Below are 12,065 nucleotides of genomic sequence, written 5' to 3'. Positions count from 1 at the left end.
CGGAATCGGTTGCCAGAGGCGCACTCGAGTGCGAAGATCGCACCATGGGTTCGGTGAAGAAGCATCCCCCTCTCGATGCGATCTCCAAGACGATCATCGAGTTGCTCCAAGAAGACGGCCGTCGCTCCTACTCCGACATCGGACGTGTCGTCGGGTTGAGCGAGGCTGCCGTACGTCAGCGGGTGCAGCGGCTCACCGAGTCCGGCGTGATGCAGATCGTCGCCGTGACCGACCCCATGCAGCTCGGCTTCCCGCGCCAGGCCCTGATCGGCATCCGCGTCTCCGGCGACACGCGCCACGTCGCCGAGGCCGTCGCGGCGATCGACGCGGTCGACTACGTGGTCATCACGGTCGGCTCCTTCGACGTGCTCGCCGAGGTCGTCTGCGAGGACGACGACGACCTGCTGGCACTGATCAACGACACCATCCGGCCGATCGACGGAGTCCTCTCCACCGAGACCTTCATCTACGCGAAGCTGCAGAAGCAGCTCTACAACTGGGGGACCAGATGAACACCGCCCGCACCACTCCCTCGGAGTCCGCACTGCAGACGATGGCGAAGGACCATCTGTGGATGCACTTCACCCGCCAGTCGACGATGGCCGAGTCCAGTGTGCCGATCATCGTGAAAGGCGAAGGGCACCGGATCTGGGACGCGAAGGGCAAGGAGTACTTCGACGGGCTCGCCGGCCTGTTCGTCGTGAACGCCGGGCACGGTCGACGTCGGCTGGCCGAGGCCGCTGCCGCACAGGCATCCGAGTTGTCGTTCTTCCCGCTGTGGTCCTATGCCCACCCGGCGGCGATCGAGTTGGCCGACCGTCTCGCCGACGAGGCGCCCGGTGACCTCAACCGCGTCTTCTTCTCGACCGGTGGCGGCGAGGCGGTCGAGACCGCGTTCAAGCTGGCCAAGCACTACTGGAAGCTGCGGGGGAAGCCCACCAAGCACAAGGTCATCTCGCGCGCGGTCGCCTACCACGGCACTCCGCAGGGAGCGCTGGCGATCACCGGCATCCCGGCGATGAAGTCGATGTTCGAGCCGGTCACGCCCGGAGGCTTCCGCGTACCCAACACGAACTTCTACCGCGCGGCCGAGATGGGAGGACCCGCCGACGACCTCGAAGCCTTCGGGCGGTGGGCGGCCGATCGCATCGAGGAGATGATCCTGTTCGAGGGAGCCGACACGGTCGCCGCGGTCTTCCTGGAGCCGGTGCAGAACTCGGGTGGGTGCTTCCCTCCCCCTCCCGGCTACTTCGCCCGGGTGCGCGAGATCTGCGACCGCCACGATGTCCTGCTCGTCTCGGACGAGGTCATCTGCGCGTTCGGTCGCCTCGGCCACACGTTCGCCTGCACGGGCCTCGGGTATGTGCCCGACATGATCACCTGCGCCAAGGGGATGACGAGCGGATACTCCCCGATCGGCGCGACGATCATCAGCGACCGGATCTACGAGCCGTTCTCGCACGGCGACGTGTCGTTCCCGCACGGTTACACGTTCGGCGGGCACCCCGTGTCGGCTGCGGTCGCGCTGGAGAACCTCGCGATCTTCGACGAGGAGGGACTCAACGCCCACGTGCGTGAGAACTCGCCGCTCTTCCGCGCCGAGCTCGAGAAGCTGCTCGACCTGCCGCTGGTCGGCGACGTCCGCGGGGACGGCTACTTCTTCGGCATCGAACTCGTCAAGGACAGGGGCACGAAGGAGACCTTCGACGATGCCGAGTCCGAGCGCCTGCTGCGCGGCTTCCTCTCCCCCGCATTGTTCGAGGCCGGTCTGTACTGCCGCGCCGACGACCGCGGCGACCCCGTCATCCAGCTCGCCCCTCCGCTCACGGTGGGCCCTTCGGAGTTCCGTGAGATCGAGCAGATCCTCCGGGACGTGCTGACCCGCGCGCAGTCCGCACTGTAGACCCCGTCCCGTCCTCGAGACCCCGTCCTGTCGTCGAAACCCCGTCCTGTCGTCGAGACCCCCGGTGGTTCACGCGACCTGGCGGGGGCCTCGACGCGGAGAGGGGGTCTCGGCATCAGAGAGAGAGACGGCGCGTTCAACCGCGCGCAGCGCTCCGCCGTGCGGTGAGGGCGAGGTGCAGCGCCGCGAGGGTCTCCCCGTCGTCGAGGTCGGCACCCAGAAGCTCAGCGATCAGGGTGAGGCGCTGGTAGAAGACGGACCGGGACAGATGGCTCGCTGACGCCGCTGCTGACCGGTTGCCGGGGTGTGCGACGAGCGCCGCCAGCACATCCACGAGGTCGCCGCGGCGCTCCCGGTCATGCTCGACGAGCGGCGCGAGCATCCGTTCGCTGTGCTCGTGAAGCCGATGATCGTCCCGCAACGAAGCGACGAGCCGTTCGAGGGGGCGATCCTCGACCCTGCGCACACGAGGACCGGTACCCGGATGATCCCCCGCCGCGAGGTCTCGGGCGATGCGCAGGGAGGCGAGGAGTCCGAGGACGTCCTCCGCGGACGGACCGACGAACACCGTGCGGTCGGGGCCCACGATGCGCGAGATCATGGCATCGGTGAAGGGCACGGATGCCGGCACCGAGAGCAGCGCGACATCGTGGGAGTCCACGCGGGCCGCGACCACCGCGCACCCCACCTGACGCGCCCGATAGGCGAGCTCGCTCGCCGACACCGCCCCGTGCGCGACGATGCCGTGGCAGTGATGCCCGTCGAACACGAAACCCCCGGCGGCGAGACGGGCGGCGATGTCGGCGGGGCTCGCGAACCGCGCTCCGAGCAGGTCGTCGATGAGTCCGCTCTGCGCCAGGATCGACCACTCGGCGTCGCCCCCGTCGGCGAGGCACCCGAAGGCCAGCGCCGTCGCCCCCTGTTCGAGCACCGTGAGTCGCCCGGCCGGGTGCGCGGGGCCCTGCAGCGCTGACAGGGTCCCCCAACGCACCCCTCGCGCCTGCACGGGCACCGACTCCCCGTCGTCGGCGAGCCGTGCGAGCACCTCGACGACAGGCACGCGAAGAGGTTCGACGGCGATCACCTCGTGCGCGAGATTCTGCAGCACCACCGGAGACCCCAGTGCCCGCGCGGTCTCCGCGACCACCACGTCCGCCGGAGCGCCCTGGAGGCTGAGCGCCGTGAAGAGTTCGTGCAGGCGCTGACGCTCGGAGAGGGCGTCGGTCTGCGCGGAGATCAGCGCTCGATGCACGGCCTCGGTCACGGCCACGAACTTGACCTCGCTCGTCAGCACGATCAGCGCGAGTCCGGTCTCGGCGCACTCATCGGCCACCGCATCCGGCACCCGGGCATGCGAGACGCCGAGTTCCAGGACGATCCCCGCGATGCCCGCGCGACGCAGTCCACGGACGAAAGCCCTCTGCTCGTCCGCCTCCTCCGGCCACCCTGCGCCCGTGCTCAGCAGCAGTTCCCCGCCGTCGAGCAGCCGGGCGACACCGGCGCTGTCGGAGACGTGAGCCCAGCGCACTTCGGCGTCGAGTGCGGTCCCACCGACGAGGACTTCCGGCGCCCCGGCCTGCACCACCGGCTCCGCGAGGACCTCGGCGACCGTGAGCAGGGCGGTGGCACGGATCGGACGATCTGTCTGATCCGACGCGAAGTCCTGACGGTCTGACATCGCTATTGTCCCCCAGACTCTGTGAACATTGAGAAACACCAGCGTAGCGAACCTCGGTCAGAGTGTTCGAGATCACTTCTTCACCACTCGGAGGAACACCGTGGACATCGTCCGTCACGTCATCAACGGAGTGGAGACCGCCGAGGCGGCTCGCACCGGCCAGGTCTTCGATCCCGCCACCGGCGAGGTCTCCACGCACGTCGCCCTCGCCTCGTCCGCCGAGGTCGAATCCGCCATCTCCGCCGCAGCGGCCGCCCTGCCCGCATGGCGCGAGACGAGCCTGATCAAGCGCGCCGACGTCTTCTTCCGTCTGCGGCAGCTCCTCAAGGAGCGCACCCCCGAACTCGCCGCGATCGTCACGTCCGAGCACGGCAAGGTGCTCTCGGATGCCGCGGGCGAGGTGTCGCGCGGTATCGAGAACGTCGAGTTCGCCGCCGGCCTCGTGCACCTCCTCAAGGGCGAGCGCAGTGAGCAGGTCGCCCGCGGCGTCGATGTCCACTCCGTCAAGCAGCCCGTCGGTGTGGTGGCGGCGATCACGCCCTTCAACTTCCCCGTGATGGTGCCGCTGTGGATGATCGCCTCTGCGATCGCCTGCGGCAACACGGTCGTCCTCAAGCCCAGCGAGAAGGATCCCTCCGCCGCCGTGTGGATCGCGAAGCTGTTCTCCGAGGCCGGGCTTCCTGACGGCGTGCTCAACGTCGTCAACGGCGACAAGGAGGCGGTCGACGCACTCCTGGAGTCGCCTCGGGTGAACGCCGTCAGCTTCGTGGGGTCGACCCCGATCGCCCGCTCGATCTACCAGCGCGCCTCGGCCGCAGGGAAGCGGGTGCAGGCGCTCGGCGGCGCGAAGAACCACATGGTGGTGATGCCGGATGCCGATATCGACGCCGCCGCCGATGCCGCGGTCTCCGCCGCCTACGGTTCTGCCGGGGAACGCTGCATGGCCGTCTCCGTGCTCGTCGCCGTGGGTGACATCGCCGACGACCTGGTCTCTGCGATCGCCTCGCGCATCGACGGCCTGAAGATCGGCCCCGGTACCGATGCCGCGAGCGAGATGGGTCCCCTCATCACGCGCGAGCACCGCGACAAGGTCGCCTCCTACGTGACGGGAGCCGACGCCGAGGGCGCGACGGTCGTCGTGGACGGCACGCAGAAGTCCTTCGATTCCGAGGGGTTCTTCCTCGGCGTCAGCCTGATCGACCGGGTCGCGCCGGGCATGAAGGTCTACGACGATGAGATCTTCGGGCCGGTGCTGTCCGTGGTGCGCGTGGAGACCTACGCCGAAGCGGTCGAGCTCGTGAACGCGAACGCCTATGGCAACGGGACCGCGATCTTCACCCGCGACGGCGGCACCGCACGCCAGTACGAGTTCGACATCGAGGTCGGCATGGTCGGCGTGAACGTCCCGATCCCGGTGCCGATCGGTGCCTACTCGTTCGGCGGATGGAAGGACTCGCTGTTCGGCGACTCGCACATCTACGGTCCCGAGTCGGTGCACTTCTACACCCGCTCCAAGGTCGTCACGACCCGCTGGCCGGACCACACCCCGTCGCAGATCGACCTCGGCTTCCCGAGCAACCACTGACTGGAGCGACCACGATGACGAACTTCACCGACCGCCACGGGGCCGCCCACCCGCTCCCCGCTCCCGAGGCCGAGGCGCAGGTGCGCGCGGACGACCGCGGCCATGTGTTCCACTCCTGGAGCGCGCAGGCACTGATCGACCCGCTGCCCGTCGCCACGGGTCAGGGCTCGACGTTCTGGGACTACCAGGGGAACGCCTACCTCGACCTCTCGAGCCAGCTGGTGAACCTGAACCTCGGGCACCAGCACCCCGACCTGGTCGCCGCGATCCAGCAGCAGGCGGGGCGCCTCGCGACCATCCAGCCCTCGATGGCGAACGACGTGCGCGGTGAGCTGGCGCGTCTGATCGCAGAGGTCGCACCCGACGGCTTGGAGAAGGTCTTCTTCACCAACGGCGGCGCCGAGGCCAACGAGTACGCGGTGCGCATGGCACGGCAGTTCACCGGCCGGCGCAAGGTGCTCTCGATGTATCGCAGTTACCACGGCTCGACGTCGACGGCGATCTCGCTCACGGGCGACCCGCGTCGCTGGGCCAATGACACGGTCGACTCCGGCGCGGTGCGCTTCTTCGGCCCCTATCTGTACCGTTCGCCGTTCCACGCCGAGACGCCGGAGCAGGAGTCCGAGCGCGCGCTCGCGCACCTCGAACAGACGATCCAGCTGGAGGGGCCGCAGACGATCGCGGCGATCATCATCGAGACCGTCGTGGGCACGAACGGCGTGCTCGTGCCACCGCCCGGCTACCTGCAGGGCGTGCGCGATCTGTGCGATCGCTACGGGATCGTGTACATCGCCGACGAGGTCATGGTCGGATTCGGTCGGCTCGGCGAGTGGTTCGGCATCGACGCGTTCGACGGGCGCCCCGACCTCATCACCTTCGCGAAGGGTGTGAACTCCGGCTACGTGCCGCTGGGCGGGGTCGTGATCTCGGACCGGATCGCGAGTGCCTTCGACACGATGCCGTTCGCCGGCGGGCTGACCTACTCCGGGCACCCGCTCGCGTGCGCGGCCGGGGTCGCGACGTTCGAGGTGTTCCGCCGCGACGGCATCCTGGAGCGCGTGCGCGACCTGGGCGCGCGTGTGGTCGAGCCGACCCTGCGTCGATGGGAGCAGACGCACCCGAGCGTCGGAGAGGTCCGCGGGCGCGGGCTGTTCTGGGCGATCGAGCTTGTGCGCGATCAGGAGACCCGCGAGCCGCTGGTGCCGTTCAACGCGACCGGAGCGGATGCCGCCCCGATGGGTGCTTTCGCCGCGGCCGCCAAGAAGGCCGGCGTCTGGCCGTTCACGCACTTCAACCGGGTGCATGTCGCTCCCCCGCTGGTGATCGACGAAGAGGAGCTGGTGCGCGGTCTGGACGCGATCGACAGCGCGCTGACCGTCACCGACGAGGTCGCCGCCGGCTGATCCGAGCTCGAGCCCCGCGCGCTCCCGCGGGGCTCGAGCTCAACCGCCCGACGGGTCCGCGTTCGTGGCCGCGGCACCCTGCAGCGAGCGCAGCTTCGCCAACGGCGAGAGGGCGACGTAGAGCAGCTGCGCAGCGAACAGTGCGGTGGCGAGAAGCAGGCATCCTGTCGTGCCCCAGAACACGCTCACCAGCGCGGCCAGTGCCGCGCCGACCGGTCGAGCACCGTAGGTCGCCACGACGAGAAGGGAGGAGACGCGCCCCAGCATCTCGACCGGCGTGATCGCCTGACGGATGGACGTCGTCGTGATCGCCCAGATCACCGGCCCGAATCCGAAGAGGAAATAGCTCAGCATGGCGAGCACGGACGTCGGTGCGACAAGTGTGGCCGCCAGGGCGAGCGCGGCTCCGAAACCTCCGAGAGGACCGAGCAGCGCCGCGCCTCCGAGGCTGAGCCGCCTGGTGATCGCAGGCGAGACGGCTGCGCCCACGGCCATGCCCACTCCGCTCGCGGCGAGCGCATACCCCACGTGCACCGGCGTCATGAGAAGGATGTCGACGGCGTAGACGACGAAGATCGCCTGGATGATGAACCAGCCGATGTTGAAGCCAAACGAGGTCAGGATGATGGTGCGCAGCACCGGGGTCGACCATCCGAATCGGGCGGCCTCGCGCAGGTCACGCAGGATGGGTCGGCGAGGTGCGCCGCTCTGCGGTGGGATGTCGAGGCGGAGAAGCAACAGTATGCCCAGCACGCACAGTGTGGTCGCCACGACGAAGGCACTCGATGCGCCGAGCCACGACGCGAGCATGCCGGCAGACGCGGGCCCGGCGATGAGCGCCGCGCTCCGGCCGAGCTCCACCCAGCGGTTCGCCTGGATGAGTTGATCCCGATCGACGAGCTGCGGTACGACAGCGGGCATCGCGACGCTGAACGCCACGGTTCCGACGGCACCGAGGAAGCCGATGAGCACGAGCTGTGAGAACGTGAGCACCTCGGTGACCAGGAGGACGATGGCCAGCGCCAAGGTCACGGCACGCAGCGACTCGGAGACGATCAGCACGGTTCTGCGGTTCAGCCTGTCCACCAGCAAGCCGACGGGGATTGCGAAGAGCAGGAACGGGAGCGTGTGAGCCACCTGCAGAACTGCTGTCTGAGCCGGGGAGGCTGAGAAGACCAGCACAGCGACCAGCGGCGCGGCGGCGAGGGACACCTGCTCGGCGAATTGGACGAGGACACCCGACCAGCCGACGCGGACGAAGGATCGGGGAAGCTTGCTCGTTACCGAAGACACATCCTCACGGTATTGATCGTCCGCGGCGGACTCCGGCGGAAATCGGACGCGGCATCTGCCGGGTGTGCGCCGACAGGTACGCACACCGAACAAGAACGGCCGATCAGTCATGATCTCTCATGTCTGATCGGCCGTCTTCTCGGTGGACCTAAGGGGATTCGAACCCCTGACCTCCTCGATGCGAACGAGGCGCGCTACCAACTGCGCCATAGGCCCGTGAACAACATCTACGCTATCACGGCGAGAGGGCTGCTCGCTTCCGTCGGATCATCCGGCGGCACGGCGGGAGAGGAGTTCACGGACGTGCGCCTCGATCTCGGCGTCGTCGACGAAGCCCATCTTCGCGTAGGGCGAGGATGCGGCGGGAAGCGCTGTGGGAGCGGCGGGCGCCATCTGCTCGGCACGCTCGCGGAGCGCGGCCACCCGCGCCGCCTTCCGACGTTCTTCCTGCGCCTCGATCTGATCCTGAGCGGCCTGTGCACGCGACCCGGCGACGGAGACCAAGGGCTCCGGCAACGGCCGTGGCGTCCAGGTCGCCCGGCCCTGGTCATGCAGTTCGGGAGCTGCGACGCGTTCGACCACCGGAGTGGACACGACGTGCGTGGCGCGTGCGGCCCGAGCGGCGACAGCTGCCATCCGCTGAAGCGCGATTCCGGCGGGAACGATCAGAGCGCCACCGAGCCACAGCAGCAGCGAGGAGCCGGCGACGACGAGCTGCCAGATCCCGAAGCCGACGGCGGCGAGACCGAGCAGGAGCGAGACGGTCGACACCATGCGCACGCGACGACGCGCGCGGGCACGACGGATCACCGGGTCGGCCCTGGTCGCGGCGAGCTGTTCCCGCAGCGACTCGAGCTCTGCGGCCTCACGTTCCGACTGCACGCGCTTGGCGAGCTTCTGCTGCGCCAATGCGGTGCGTGCATTCAGTTCGAAACGCACCTCTTGCGGCGTCTCGCTCGTCTCGGCGAGAACCCTCAGTGCCTGATTCAGGCGGACGGCATTGCGCTCCGCGGCGTTGTACTGAAAACGACCACGCCACGACGGGAGCAGATAGAGCATCCAGAGGAGCACGGCGACGAGTACGATCACCCCTCCACTCAGCACCGGCCCGTCCATGGTGATAACGCTACGGGCACAGGAGCGGCGTGGCCGTACAGAAGGGCGCGTGTCGCGGCGAGTCCTTCCGGATCCGCCCGGTTCGAGGTCGCGTCAGAACGAGATGCGGTCGGAGGGCGGCACGGTCGAGGCATCCGGCGGCACCTGGCCGCTCAGCCACCGCGCCAGCACTCCCTGCGGCACATCCTCCTGCGTCAGCGCGAACGCGTAGTGATCACGCCAGTCGCCATCGATGTGGATGTACCGGCGGCGCAGACCTTCGTAGCGGAACCCGAGCTTCTGCACGACGCGGATGCTCGCGGCGTTCTCGGGACGGATGCAGATCTCCATCCGATGCAGCCCGTACTCCGTGAAGCATGCGTCTGTGGCGAGCGCGACGGCGGTCGGGGTGATGCCCCGACCGGCGAACCGCTCGCTCACCCAGTAACCGATCGTCGCCGAGCACAGGGAGCCGCGGGCGACGCCCCACACGTTGAGCTGTCCCGCCACCTCACCGTCATACTCCATGACGAAGGGGTAGCCCGAACCGTCACGGTACTGCTGCAGCAGCCTCCTGATGCTGAGTCGCATGTCGAAGGACACCGAGCCGTAGGGGACCGTCGCCTCCCACGGCTGCAACCAGGAACGGTTCGCGAGCAGTTCGTGCTGCAGCGGGCGGGCATCCTTCGCGCGGATGAGCCGCAGTTCGATGGGTCCGTGTCGCATCCCCGCCGCCAGTTCCATGCCGCACCGACCCCGCAGAGTCGCCTAGAGGCGTTCCGCGAACTCCTTGAGCCACGGGCGCAGTTCGGGGCCGAGGTCATCCCGGTCCGCTGCGAGCTGGACGATCGCCTTGATGTAGTCGACGCGGTCGCCCGTGTCGTAGCGGCGTCCGCCGAAGATGACGCCGACGACGCCGGGACCCTGCGGATCGGTCGCGAGCTCCTGCAGCGCATCCGTGAGCTGAATCTCGCCGCCCTTACCCGGCTCGGTGCGCTCGAGGATCTCGAAGACCGATGCCGGCAGGACGTAGCGGCCGATGATGGCGAGGTTCGAGGGAGCATCCTCCTGCGCGGGCTTCTCGACGAGCCCGGTGACGCGAACGGCGTCCGACCCCTCGATGTCCTCGACCGCGGCCGCGCCGTACATGTGGATGTTCGCGGGGTCGACCTCCATGAGCGCGATCACTGCTGCACCGGTGCGCTCGTGCTCGGCGATCATGTCCGTCAGCAGGGGGTCGCGCTCGTCGATGAGATCGTCTCCGAGGAGCACCGCGAAGGAGCTGTCCCCCACGTGGGTCCGTGCCCGCAGGACGGCGTGCCCGAGGCCCTTCGGCTCTCCCTGACGCACGAAGTGGATGTCGGCGAGGTCGCTCGACTTCATCACCCGCTCCAGCCGCCCCGTGTCGCCCTTCTCCATGAGCTTCACCTCGAGCTCGGGAACCGAGTCGAAGTGGTTGGAGATGGCGTTCTTGTTGCGGCCGATGATGACGAGGATGTCATCGATCCCTGCGTCCGCCGCCTCTTCGACCACGTACTGGATGGCCGGCTTGTCGACGACCGGAAGCATCTCCTTCGGCATCGCCTTCGTCGCAGGCAGGAATCGTGTCCCCAGTCCTGCTGCGGGAATGACGGCCTTGATCTTCTGTGCACCCATCCCCACAGCCTAGCGGTGAGCATCGCCGTAGACTCGAAGCCATGTCGAACGACGTCGAACACGCCAAACGCGCGCTCCGCGCCGATCTGCGCGAGCGGCGTCAGCTCCTCTCGGACGCGCAGCGCGAAGCCGCCGCCACCGCCATCGGCGAACGACTCGACGCGCTCATCGACGATCTCGGCGCCCGCTCGATCTCGTGCTTCCTCTCCACCACCACAGAACCGGGCACTCGCGAATTCGTGACACGGGCGGTGCGCCGCGGCATCCGCGTCCTCCTTCCCGTCACTCGCGCCGACGGGCTTCTCGACTGGGCCGTCGCCACGGAGGACGATGAGATCGCCGAGGGGCTCTACGGACTTCCGGAGCCGACCGGAGAGGTCCTCGGCCCGATCGCCGTCAACGACGTGGAGCTGATGATCGTCCCCGCCTCCGCCGTCGACCGCAGCGGGATGCGGATGGGCTGGGGTCGCGGATACTTCGACAAGACGATCGGCTCGATGGAGAGATGCCCTCCGGTCTATGCGGTCGTCTATGATTCCGAGGTACTCGACGAACTTCCGAGCGAGGTGCACGACCAGCCGGTGAACGGCGTCGTCACCCCCTCGCAGACGCTCACCCTGTCGCCTCCGCGACGCTGACCCGCAAGGACGCCCATGCCCACCTATGCCTATGCCTGCACCTCGTGCGGACACCAGTTCGATGCCGTGCAGAGCTTCGCCGATGATGCGCTCTCGGTGTGCCCGGAGTGCGGCGGCGCCCTGCGCAAGCAGTACGGCTCGATCGGGGTGACGTTCAACGGCTCCGGCTTCTATCGCACGGACTCGCGCGCCAAATCCGGTGGTTCGACAGACACTTCGGCATCATCGAAGTCGGAATCGACGACGAGCACCAAGCCGGCCGCTGCGTCGACACCGGCCTCTTCCTGAGGCCCTGACCTGTTCGGAGATCCCATGTTCAAAGGCTTCAAGGACTTCCTGCTCCGCGGCAACGTCATCGACCTCGCCGTCGCCGTCGTCATCGGCACGGCGTTCACCGCGATCGTCACCGCGGTCGTCAACAGCATCATCAACCCACTGATCTCCCTCTTCCTCAAGGCCGACGCCGCGGGAGATTTCGGGATCCCCGTGACGAACATCTACGGCGAAGAGGTCCTGTTCCCGATCGGCGACCTGATCTCGGCGATCATCAGCTTCCTGGCCGTCGCCGCGGTGGTCTACTTCGTCTTCGTCCTGCCGATGAACACCTTCAAGGCCCGGGTCGAAGCACGAAAGGGCACGCCGGCGGAAGAGCCTGAGGAAGAGCCCGCCGCAGCGAGCGAGGCCGAGCTGCTCGTCGAGATCCGCGACCTGCTCAAGGCACAGCGCGGGGCCTGACCGCTCCCCCCGTCACCAGAGACGCACGACTCCTCCTCGGAGGACCGTGCGTTTCTCGTCCGCCGACCGCACGATCGGC

The 12,065-nt window shown here is 68.2% G+C and carries 12 protein-coding genes and 1 tRNA gene; 7 read left to right on the top strand and 6 right to left on the bottom strand.

What is annotated here, in order from left to right; all coding sequences use genetic code 11:
• Window positions 1-44 precede the first annotated feature (44 nt).
• Both E0W80_RS04855 and E0W80_RS04850 read left to right on the top strand, forming a co-directional pair.
• Window positions 45-512 carry an Lrp/AsnC family transcriptional regulator gene (locus E0W80_RS04855; RefSeq protein ID WP_047519065.1) on the top strand — a complete coding sequence of 156 codons (468 nt, stop codon included), beginning with the start codon at window positions 45-47 and terminating at the stop codon, window positions 510-512.
• Window positions 509-1,903 carry an aspartate aminotransferase family protein gene (locus E0W80_RS04850; RefSeq protein WP_131491521.1) on the top strand — a complete coding sequence of 465 codons (1,395 nt, stop codon included), beginning with the start codon at window positions 509-511 and terminating at the stop codon, window positions 1,901-1,903. Before E0W80_RS04855 ends, E0W80_RS04850 begins: the two co-directional genes overlap by 4 nt.
• A 136-nt stretch (window positions 1,904-2,039) precedes the next feature.
• On the opposite strand, the gene E0W80_RS04845 is transcribed toward E0W80_RS04850, so the two are convergent.
• Window positions 2,040-3,581: a PucR family transcriptional regulator gene (locus tag E0W80_RS04845; RefSeq protein WP_131491520.1), complete on the bottom strand. Its 1,542-nt coding sequence runs from the start codon at window positions 3,579-3,581 to the stop codon at window positions 2,040-2,042.
• Window positions 3,582-3,681: 100 nt separating this feature from the next.
• Here E0W80_RS04845 and E0W80_RS04840 point away from each other — a divergent pair, with 100 nt between their 5' ends.
• Both E0W80_RS04840 and E0W80_RS04835 read left to right on the top strand, forming a co-directional pair.
• Entirely contained in the window at window positions 3,682-5,166 is a 1,485-nt protein-coding gene (locus tag E0W80_RS04840; protein WP_131491519.1) for a CoA-acylating methylmalonate-semialdehyde dehydrogenase, read from the top strand.
• Window positions 5,167-5,180: 14 nt separating this feature from the next.
• Window positions 5,181-6,569 (top strand): aspartate aminotransferase family protein, encoded by a 1,389-nt coding sequence (locus E0W80_RS04835; RefSeq protein ID WP_131491518.1) that lies wholly within the window; start codon window positions 5,181-5,183, stop codon window positions 6,567-6,569.
• 39 nt (window positions 6,570-6,608) lie between these two features.
• On the opposite strand, the gene E0W80_RS04830 is transcribed toward E0W80_RS04835, so the two are convergent.
• The 5 genes from E0W80_RS04830 to galU form a co-directional block, all read right to left on the bottom strand.
• Entirely contained in the window at window positions 6,609-7,862 is a 1,254-nt protein-coding gene (locus tag E0W80_RS04830) for an MFS transporter (RefSeq protein ID WP_205802301.1), read from the bottom strand.
• A gap of 143 nt (window positions 7,863-8,005) precedes the next feature.
• A tRNA-Ala gene (locus E0W80_RS04825) sits at window positions 8,006-8,078 on the bottom strand.
• Window positions 8,079-8,129: 51 nt separating this feature from the next.
• Window positions 8,130-8,978 carry a hypothetical protein gene (locus E0W80_RS04820; RefSeq protein ID WP_131491516.1) on the bottom strand — a complete coding sequence of 283 codons (849 nt, stop codon included), beginning with the start codon at window positions 8,976-8,978 and terminating at the stop codon, window positions 8,130-8,132.
• A gap of 93 nt (window positions 8,979-9,071) precedes the next feature.
• The gene (locus E0W80_RS04815; protein WP_081997095.1) at window positions 9,072-9,683 is read right to left on the bottom strand and encodes a GNAT family protein; all 612 of its coding nucleotides are present in this window, start codon (window positions 9,681-9,683) and stop codon (window positions 9,072-9,074) included.
• 42 nt (window positions 9,684-9,725) lie between these two features.
• On the bottom strand, window positions 9,726-10,613 hold the full coding sequence (gene galU / locus E0W80_RS04810; RefSeq protein ID WP_131491515.1) for a UTP--glucose-1-phosphate uridylyltransferase GalU: 888 nt from the start codon (window positions 10,611-10,613) through the stop codon (window positions 9,726-9,728).
• A 41-nt stretch (window positions 10,614-10,654) separates the two neighbouring features.
• Between galU and E0W80_RS04805 the strand changes: the two genes are divergently transcribed.
• The 3 genes from E0W80_RS04805 to mscL are packed head-to-tail and all read left to right on the top strand — an operon-like array spanning window position 10,655 to window position 11,986.
• The gene (locus E0W80_RS04805) at window positions 10,655-11,251 is read left to right on the top strand and encodes a 5-formyltetrahydrofolate cyclo-ligase (RefSeq protein WP_047524267.1); all 597 of its coding nucleotides are present in this window, start codon (window positions 10,655-10,657) and stop codon (window positions 11,249-11,251) included.
• A gap of 15 nt (window positions 11,252-11,266) precedes the next feature.
• Entirely contained in the window at window positions 11,267-11,539 is a 273-nt protein-coding gene (locus E0W80_RS04800) for an FmdB family zinc ribbon protein (RefSeq protein ID WP_131491514.1), read from the top strand.
• A gap of 24 nt (window positions 11,540-11,563) precedes the next feature.
• Window positions 11,564-11,986 (top strand): large conductance mechanosensitive channel protein MscL, encoded by a 423-nt coding sequence (gene mscL, locus E0W80_RS04795; RefSeq protein WP_131491513.1) that lies wholly within the window; start codon window positions 11,564-11,566, stop codon window positions 11,984-11,986.
• Window positions 11,987-12,065: the final 79 nt, after the last annotated feature.

Origin of the sequence: Microbacterium sp. PI-1 (genome assembly GCF_004337555.1) — a bacterium.
Lineage (GTDB): Bacteria > Actinomycetota > Actinomycetes > Actinomycetales > Microbacteriaceae > Microbacterium > Microbacterium aurugineum.
The sequence above is the reverse complement of the archived record's forward strand: the minus strand, read 5'-3'. Positions and strand labels throughout refer to the sequence as shown.